Below are 2,680 nucleotides of genomic sequence, written 5' to 3' on the forward strand. Positions count from 1 at the left end.
ATCTTTAGACGTAACCGTATCCTGAGTAGGGGGGGACTGGAGAAATCCCCTTTGAAACTGCCGGCACCATCCGGTAAGGCTAAATACTAACAAGATACCGATAGTGAACGAGTACTGTGAAGGAAAGGTGAAAAGTACCCCGAGCAGGGGGGTGAAAAGACCCTGAAACCATACACTTACAAGCGGTCGGAGCAGAGCGATTCTGTGACGGCGTGCCTTTTGCATAATGACCCTACGAGTTACTCTTCCTGGCAAGATTAAGGTTTACAGAACTGGAGTCGGAGCGAAAGCGAGTCTGAATAGGGCGTTTAGTCAGGGGGAGTAGACGCGAAACCTTGTGATCTACCCATGGCCAGGTTGAAGGTGTGGTAACACACACTGGAGGACCGAACGAGTTTACGTTGAAAAGTATTTCGATGAGCTGTGGGTAGGGGTGAAAGGCTAATCAAACTGGGAAATAGCTCGTACTCCCCGAAATGTTTTTAGGAACAGCGTCGTGGTTATTTTCATGCAGGTAAAGCTACCAATAGGACTAGGGGGAGTCACATCCTACCAAATCCTGATGAACTCTGAATGGCATGAAATTTACACGGCAGTGAGGGCAGGGGTGCTAAGGTCACTGTCCGAGAGGGAAAGAACCCAGACCAACAGCTAAGGTCCCTAAATCTATACTAAGTTGAACAAAGGAGGTCTGATTGCAGAGACAGCCAGGATGTTAGCTTGGAAGCAGCTATTCATTTAAAGAGTGCGTAACAGCTCACTGGTCGAGCGAGGCGGGCATCGATAATAAACGGGCATCAAGTATAGTACCGAAGCTTTGGATTATGTATTTTATACATACTGGTAGGGGAGCATTCTGACATCAGCGAAGGTGAATCGACAAGGTTCATTGGAGAGGTCAGAAAAGCAAATGTAGGGATGAGTAACGATAATGCGGGCGAGAAACCCGCACGCCGAAAAGTCAAGGTTTCCTCAGCTATGCTAATCAACTGAGGGTTAGTCGGGGGCTAAGGGTTTAGCGAAGGCGAAGACTTAATGCACATCAGGTTAATATTCCTGAACTTACTGATAGGGAAACACAATGACGGAGATTCGTGGTTGGCAGGTACTGACGGAATAGTGCCTTTGAGCAGCAGCCGCAAGGCAGAAGCGAGTCAGCGAAGAGACTTCCAAGAAAAGTTGTGAATCTATACTTATTAGTAACCCGTACCGTAAACCGACACAGGTGACTGGGAAGAATATTCTAAGGCGCTCGAGTGAATCACGGCTAAGGAACTCGGCAAATTAACCCTGTAACTTCGGGATAAAGGGAGCCTACTCAGCGATGAGAGGCCGCAGAGAATTGGTCCAGGCGACTGTTTAACAAAAACACATGGCTTTGCAAAAACGAAAGTTGACGTATAAGGCCTGACACCTGCCCGGTGCTGGAAGGTTAAGAGGGGATGTTAGCGCAAGCGACGCATTGAATCGAAGCCCCAGTAAACGGCGGCCGTAACTATAACGGTCCTAAGGTAGCGAAATTCCTTGTCGGGTAAGTTCCGACCTGCACGAATGGTGTAACGATCTGGACACTGTCTCAGCCGTGAGCTCGGTGAAATTGTAGTAACGGTGAAGATGCCGTTTACCCGCAACGGGACGGAAAGACCCCATGAACCTTTACTATAGCTTAGCATTGAGTTCTGGTACTGGATGTGTAGGATAGGTGGGAGACTATGATATAGTGTCGCTAGGCATTATGGAGTCAACGTTGAAATACCACCCTTCTTGTACTGGAATTCTAACCTAAATAGGGACATTGCTTGGTGGGTAGTTTGACTGGGGTGGTCGCCTCCAAAAGAGTAACGGAGGCTTTCAAAGGTACCCTCAGCACGCTTGGTAACCGTGCGTAGAGTGCAATAGCAAAAGGGTGCTTGACTGTGAGACATACAAGTCGATCAGGTACGAAAGTAGGATATAGTGATCCGGTGGTTTAGTATGGAACAGCCATCGCTCAAAGGATAAAAGGTACTCTGGGGATAACAGGCTGATCTCCCCCAAGAGCTCACATCGACGGGGAGGTTTGGCACCTCGATGTCGGCTCGTCACATCCTGGGGCTGGAGAAGGTCCCAAGGGTTCGGCTGTTCGCCGATTAAAGTGGCACGCGAGCTGGGTTCAGAACGTCGTGAGACAGTTCGGTCCCTATCTGTTGTGGGCGTAGGATTATTGACAGGTTCTGACTTTAGTACGAGAGGACCGAGTTGGACTGACCGCTGGTGTATCAGTTGTTCTGCCAAGAGCATAGCTGAGTAGCTACGTCGGGACCAGATAAGCGCTGAAAGCATCTAAGTGCGAAACTGACCTGAAGATGAGTAATCCATATAAGGGCGGTCGTAGATGACGACCTTGATAGGTTGCAGATGTAAAGGTAGAAATACCAAAGTCGAGCAATACTAATTACCCAAGAGCTTTATTCATATAACCGTATGACATATAATCTTTATAGTTCTTACTCTTCAACATCTTTCACAATATTATATGAATTACTCATAAAGAAATAGAGCTTAATGGCTCACAGACTTTATGGGGTTGATAGGACTGGTGTTCACCTCTTCCCATCTCGAACAGAGAAGTTAAGCCCAGTTCCGTTGATGATACTGCAATCACATGCGGGAAAGTAAATAAACCCCAAAAATATTAGAA

Annotated in this window: 2 rRNA genes (1 of these 2 only partly in view); both read left to right on the forward strand. The window is 47.4% G+C overall.

Annotated features, from left to right (window positions below):
• Positions 1 to 2,454: ribosomal RNA gene (locus tag J2Y60_RS24710) — 23S ribosomal RNA — on the forward strand; it begins 374 nt to the left of the window's first position.
• Between the two features lie 105 nt (positions 2,455 to 2,559).
• Positions 2,560 to 2,671: ribosomal RNA gene (gene rrf / locus J2Y60_RS24715) — 5S ribosomal RNA — on the forward strand.
• The last annotated feature ends 9 nt before the right edge of the window (positions 2,672 to 2,680 follow it).

The organism is Arcicella sp. BE140, from assembly GCF_031456255.1.
GTDB lineage: Bacteria > Bacteroidota > Bacteroidia > Cytophagales > Spirosomataceae > Arcicella > Arcicella aquatica.